This is a genomic window from Pseudomonas sp. AFG_SD02_1510_Pfu_092 (assembly GCF_003331055.1).
In the GTDB taxonomy this organism is placed as follows: Bacteria; Pseudomonadota; Gammaproteobacteria; order Pseudomonadales; family Pseudomonadaceae; genus Aquipseudomonas.
In genome coordinates this window covers 56,669-63,096 of record NZ_PUQD01000028.1, presented here as the reverse complement: position 1 = coordinate 63,096, position 6,428 = coordinate 56,669, and the positions used below count along the sequence as shown (strand labels likewise).

Sequence of the window (6,428 nt, the reverse complement as noted above, 5' to 3'; positions counted from 1 at the left end):
ACAGTCTGTACTGCTGCGAACAGTCAGAATCGGGCATTTAGTCCCACCACCCCTTCAAGTCTAACCATACAAGCGGGCGTGCCCGTGAAGAATCCAACGCGGTACCTGGCACCGGCTGCGCCGGTGTTCGCGGCCGCGGCCGCTCCCACAGGTTCAGCGTGAGCCCGAGGCATACGCCGTACCATGTGGGAGCGGGTTCACCCGCGAAGCAGGCGGCGCGGTGCATGGCACCGGTGATGCGATGTGAGTACAAGGGGCAAGCGGAACGCTTGCGAGTTCGCTGTTTTTCTACCGGATTCTAGCCCTGGCCCGGGATCATGTGACCGGCGCCACCAGCCGGTAACCCACCCCTGCCTCGGTGATGATGAACCGTGGCGCCGTGGGGTCATCGCCCAGTTTCTGGCGCAAATGCCCAACCACGATCCGCAGGTAATGGGTGTCCTCGACATGGGTCGGCCCCCAGATCTCCTTGAGCAACTGCTGCTGGGTAATCACCCGCCCCGGGTGCCCGGCCAACAGCGCCAGCAGCGCATATTCCTTGCGCGTCAGCGCCACTTCCACGCCGTCCAGGGTCACCCGGCGAAAGGCAAAATCCACCGTCAGCGGCCCGAAGCTGGCTGCCACCTCCGAGCCACCGGCCTGCGGCACCTGGCGCAGCAAGGCGCGCACCCGGGCGAGAAACTCCTGGATACCGAACGGCTTGGTCACGTAGTCATTGGCACCGCCATCCAGCGCGTCGACCTTCTGCCCTTCACTGGCGCGCACTGACAACACCAGCACCGGCACCGCGCTCCACTCGCGCAGGTCGCGCAGCACTTGCTGGCCGTCCATGTCTGGCAAACCCAGGTCGAGCACCACCAGGTCCGGCTTGCCCAACGCGGCCTGGGTCAGCCCCTGTGCGCCGGTGGCGGCCTCGAGCACCTTGTAGCCTTGCGAGGCCAGGCTGATGCGCAGGAACTTGCGAATCTGCGGTTCATCATCGATGACCAGCAGGGTGGCGGACTGACTCATGGGGTTTCGCTTTCGGCTTCAGGTTGAGGGGGCAGCGGCAAGCATAAAGTGATGCAGGTGCCGTGGCCATCGATGCCTTCACCGACCAGGATCTGCCCGCCATGGGCACCGATCATGCCCTGGCAGATCGCCAGGCCCAGGCCGGTGCCCTGCCCGCCACGGTCGCCACGGGCGGCGGTGTAGAACATGTCGAAGATCTTCTCGCGGTCGGCCACGGGAATGCCGGGGCCCTGGTCGCTGACGGCGAAACGCAACTGGGCGTCGTGCACCGACACCTGCAGCTCCAGGCGGCCATCGACCGGCGAGAAGCGTGCGGCATTTTCCAGCACGTTGACCAGGGCCTGCTCGATCAGCGCCGCATGCACGAACAGCAACGGCAACTCGGCCGGCACCTCGGTGTGCACGCGCAGCGGCGCCAGTACCACCCGCAGGCGGTTGAGCGCGCTGCCGACGATGTCCGCCGGGGCCACCCAGTCGCGCGCCAGCTTGAGGCCGCCATGACCGAGGCGGGTCATATCCAGCAGGTTCTGGATGTAGCGGTCGAGGCGTTCGGCCTCGTTGCGCGTGCCCTCGAGCAGGTCGCGGCGGTCTGGGGCGGGGATCGCCTCGCCCAGCGCCAGCAGGCTGTCGATGCTGCCGCGCATGGCCGTCAGCGGGGTACGCAAGTCGTGGGAGACCGAGGCGAGCAAGGCGCTACGCAGTTGCTCGGTTTCGCCATGCAGGCGCGCGGCCTCCAGCTGTTCGGCCAGGCGGGCGCGGGCCAGGGCCTGGGCCAGGGGCTGGCCAAGGGCGGTGAGCAGCCGCCGGCGCGGGTCGCTGAGCGGCTGACCAGAGCGCGGGCGTACGCCGAGCAACGCCAGCGGTTGCTCATCGACCGCCAGCGGCCACCACCACCAGCGGCCATTGGGCAAGGTATCGCTGCCCTGACCGGCGGCCTGGCCGTGCTGCCAGGCCCACTCGGCCGCGGCGCGTTCGTTGGCGCTGAAGGCATGGGCTTCGCCGCCGACCACCTGCAACTGGTCTTCGGCATTGCGCTCCAGCAGGCACACCTGCTGGTCCTGCCAGCCGTCCAGGTGCTGGCCGGCGGCGTTGAACACCGCCTGGCGGTCGGTGGCCACGGTCAACCGGCGCGACAGGTCCAGCAACTGGCTGGTCTGCGCCTGGGTCTCGCGCAGCGCCTGCAACTGGCGGCGCTGGCGGGCGGCCAGGTTGCCGGTGAGCGCGGCCATCAACAGGAAAAACACCAGGGTCAGTACATCTTCTTCGCGCTGGATGTTGAACGAGAAATTGGGCGGGATGAACAGGAAGTCGTAGGTCAGGAACGACAGCGCGGCACAGGCCAGCGCTGGCCCCAGGCTGCTGCGCACCGCCACCAGCAACACCGCAGCCAGAAACACCAGCGAGATATTGGGCAGCGCCAGCACACTCGACACTGCCCAGGCCAGGCCTGCGGCCATGACCGTGGCCAGCAGTGCCAACAGGTAATGGCGCCAGACCCACACCCGGCGCACCGCCGAGCGCGGTGCCGGGCCTTGCGCATCGCGGTCCAGCACGTTGATTTCCAGGCCATGGCTTTCGCGCAGCAGGCGCGCGGCTACACCGGCACCGAACAGGCGCCGGCGCAGGCGATCGCGCGACTGCCCGACCAGCACCAAGCTGGCGCGCCGCTCGGCAGCATGCTGAATCAGCGTACGTGCCACTTCGCCGGCACGCAGCAGCACCACTTCCCCGCCCAGGCGTTCGGCCAGCTGCTGGGCGGCTTGCAGGCGCTGGCGGGCAGCTTCGTCACGCAAGCGGCCGTTGTCCACGTGCACCAGGCTCCAGGGCAGGTGGCGGCGCTGGGCTACGCGGCTGGCATGGCGCACCAGGCGTTCGGCCTGGTCGTCGCCATCCACGCCGACCAGCAGCCGCCCGCGCAAGGCAGGGGCCTCCTGGCCACGCTGGCGATAACCGTGGGCCAGGTCGGCATCGACCTGGGCGGCGGCGGTCTGCATGGCCAGCTCGCGCAGGGCGGTGAGGTTGGTTTGCGAGAAGAACGCATCGATGGCCGCCCGCGCCTGCTCGGGCACATACACCTTGCCTTCGCGCAGGCGCTCCAGCAGTTCGCGCGGCGGCAAGTCGATCAGCACCAGCTCGAAGGCTTCCTGCAACACCCAGTCCGGCAGGGTTTCGCGCACCTGCACGCCAGTGATGTCGCGGACCTTGTCGTTGAGGCTCTCCAGGTGCTGGACGTTGACCGTGGTGTACACGTCGATGCCGGCAGCCAGCAGTTCCTGTACGTCTTGCCAGCGCTTGGCGTGACGGCTGCCGGGGGCGTTGGTATGGGCCAGTTCGTCGACCAGCAGCAAAGCCGGCGCTGCCTCGAGCAGGCCGTCGAGGTCCATTTCCTCGAGGGTGACGCCGCGGTACTGGCGGCGTAGCAGCGGCTGCTGTTGAAGGCCGCCGAGCAGCGCTTCGGTTTCTGTGCGGCCGTGGGTTTCGACCACTCCGGCCAGCACCTGCACGCCCTGGCGTTGCTGGGCGTGGGCGGCCTGGAGCATGGCGAAGGTCTTGCCGACGCCGGGAGCGGCGCCGAGGAACACCTTCAGCCGGCCCCGGCCGGTGCGCGGGAGGGTAGCCAGCAGCGCGTCTGCGCGGGTGGAGTCACTCATGTTTTATCCTTTGCATTTCCAGCCATCAGCCAGTTCTGGGACAGCTGTGGGAGCGGGTTCACCCGCGAATGCGATAAAGGGGCCATCGACGCATTCGCGGGTGAACCCGCTTCCACAAGGATCCCTGCCGGGCCTCAAGTCATCCATCAATGGCTGAGGTTTTCCAAGGCCTGGTTCAACGCCAGCACATTGACCACCGGTGGGCCGATCAAGGGGTGGAGGGTGGCCTCTTCCAGCAAGCCTTGCAAGCGCGCGACCGGAAGTTGCCGCGCCGCCGCCACCCGTGGGATCTGGTAAGCCACGGCCTCCGGCGGCAGGTGCGGGTCGAGGCCGCTGCCCGAGGTGGTCAGCAATGCCTGCGGCACCGGCCCCTGCTGCGCCTGGTACAAGCCCGCGGCATCAGCCTTGACCCGCTCGGCCAGCGCCGGGTTGCTCGGCGACAGGTTGCTGGCACTGCTGGCCACGGTGGCATAGGCGCCTGCCGAGGGCCGCGCATGGAACCAGCCATCACCCTGGAAATCCTGAGCGATCAGTAACGAACCACGCACTTGCCCCTGGTCATCGCGCAGCAGGCTGCCATTGGCCTGGCTGGGGAACGCCAGTTGGGCAACACCGGTCACCGCCAACGGGTACAGCGCCCCCGTCACCAGGGTCAGCAGCAGGGCCAGGCTCAACGCCGGGCGTACATAAGCATTCATGATGGCCTCCTCAGACCAGGTGCAGCGCATTGAGCAACAGATCGATCAGTTTGATCCCGGCAAACGGCACGACGATGCCGCCAAGGCCGTAGATCAGCAGGTTGCGCCGTAGCAGGTGCGCGGCGCTGGCCGCCTGCACCCGCACGCCGCGCAGGGCCAGCGGGATCAGCACGATGATGATCAGCGCGTTGAACACGATGGCTGACAGGATCGCGCTCTGCGGGCTGGCCAGGTGCATCAGGTTGAGCACGCCCAGCTGCGGGTAGATGGCGGCGAACAGCGCCGGCAGAATGGCGAAATACTTGGCCACATCGTTGGCGATGGAAAAGGTGGTCAGCGCGCCACGGGTCACCAGCAGTTCCTTGCCGACCTGCACCACATCCAGCAGCTTGGTCGGGTCGCTGTCCAGGTCGACCATGTTGGCCGCCTCGCGCGCGGCCTGGGTACCGTCGTTCATGGCCATGCCGACGTCCGCCTGGGCCAGCGCCGGGGCATCGTTGGCGCCATCGCCGCACATGGCGACCAGGCGGCCGTCGTTCTGCTCCTGGCGGATGCGCGCCAGCTTCTTCTCGGGCGTGGCCTCGGCGAGCACGTCATCCACCCCGGCCTCGGCGGCGATCGCCGCAGCGGTCAGCGGGTTGTCACCGGTCACCATCACCGTGCGGATGCCCAGTTTGCGCAGTTCGGCAAAGCGCTCGCGAATGCCAGGCTTGACCACATCCTTGAGGTGGATCACGCCGAGCAGACGCTTGTCGATGCACACCAGCAACGGCGTGCCACCGCTCTGGGCGATGCGCTCCACTTCGCGGGCCAGCGCCACCGGCATGTCCAGGCGCTGCATGCCGACGAAGGCCAGCACGGCATCGACAGCGCCCTTGCGGTAGCGGTGCTGCTGGAAGTCGATGCCGGACAGGCGCGTCTCGGCGCTGAACGCCACCGCCTCGAATTGCCCGGCGGGCGGTTCGAGGAAGTCGTGCAACTGGCGCAGGTACTCGACGATCGACTTGCCCTCGGCGGTGTCGTCGGCCAGCGAGGCCAGCAAGGCCCCCTCCCCCAGCTCGCGGGCGGTGATGCCCGGCGCCGCATGCAGCGCAGTGCAGCGGCGGTTGCCGAAGGTGATGGTGCCGGTCTTGTCGAGCATCAGCGTGTGCACGTCACCGGCGGCCTCCACCGCGCGCCCCGAGCGGGCGATGACGTTCAGCCGCACCAGGCGGTCCATGCCGGCGATGCCGATGGCCGACAGCAGGCCGCCGATGGTGGTGGGGATCAGCGTCACCAGCAGTGCGGCGAGGAAGATCAACGGCAGGCTGCCCCCGGCGAAGTGAGCGAACGGCTGCAAGGTCACCACCACGATCAGGAAGATCAGGGTCAGGCCGATCAGCAGGATGTCGAGGGCAATCTCGTTCGGGGTCTTCTGCCGCTTGGCACCCTCGACCAGGGCAATCATGCGGTCGAGGGTCGATTCGCCGGGGTTGCTGGTGATGCGGATCAGCAACCAGTCGGAAACCAGCCGGGTATTGCCGGTCACTGCCGAGCGGTCGCCGCCGGATTCGCGAATCACCGGTGCCGACTCGCCAGTAATGGCGGCCTCGTTGACGGCGGCGATGCCTTCGAGCACCTCGCCATCACCGGGGATCATTTCGCCGGCCACCACGCGCACCACGTCGTCCTTGCGCAGCGCGCTGGCGGCCACGGTCTCGAAGCTGCCATCGCGCTGGCGGCGCTGGGCGGTGAGGCCCTGGCTGCCGGCCTTGAGGCTGTCGGCACGGGCCTTGCCACGGCCTTCGGCCAGCGCTTCGGCGAAGTTGGCGAACAGCACGGTGAACCACAGCCACAGGGCGATCTGCACGGCAACACCGGTGCTCACGCCGCTGCCGGGAGCGAAGCACAGGACAGTGGTCAGCAGCGCCGTCAGGGCGACCACCAGCATCACCGGCGAGCGCTTGAGCTGCCGCGGGTCGAGCTTGACGAATGCCTGCACCAGCGCCGGGCGCCACAGCGCGGCGAAGCGGGTCTGGTCCTTGGCAGTGTGCCGGCCGGGTACTTCAGGAATGGGCATGTTCATGGT

General features: G+C 68.0%; 4 protein-coding genes. All 4 read right to left on the bottom strand.

What is annotated here, in order from left to right:
- Positions 1-315: 315 nt before the first annotated feature.
- The 4 genes from C6A77_RS14010 to kdpB all read right to left on the bottom strand — a co-directional run bounded on the left by C6A77_RS14010 (position 316) and on the right by kdpB (position 6,425).
- On the bottom strand, positions 316-1,011 hold the full coding sequence (locus C6A77_RS14010) for a response regulator (RefSeq protein ID WP_114169996.1): 696 nt from the start codon (positions 1,009-1,011) through the stop codon (positions 316-318).
- Entirely contained in the window at positions 1,008-3,662 is a 2,655-nt protein-coding gene (locus C6A77_RS14005) for a sensor histidine kinase KdpD (RefSeq protein ID WP_114169995.1), read from the bottom strand. The genes C6A77_RS14010 and C6A77_RS14005 overlap by 4 nt, the downstream gene beginning before the upstream one ends.
- Before the next feature lie 146 nt (positions 3,663-3,808).
- The gene (kdpC, locus tag C6A77_RS14000) at positions 3,809-4,360 is read right to left on the bottom strand and encodes a potassium-transporting ATPase subunit KdpC (RefSeq protein ID WP_114169994.1); all 552 of its coding nucleotides are present in this window, start codon (positions 4,358-4,360) and stop codon (positions 3,809-3,811) included.
- Positions 4,361-4,370: 10 nt separating this feature from the next.
- The gene (gene kdpB / locus C6A77_RS13995) at positions 4,371-6,425 is read right to left on the bottom strand and encodes a potassium-transporting ATPase subunit KdpB (RefSeq protein ID WP_114169993.1); all 2,055 of its coding nucleotides are present in this window, start codon (positions 6,423-6,425) and stop codon (positions 4,371-4,373) included.
- Positions 6,426-6,428 lie beyond the last annotated feature (3 nt).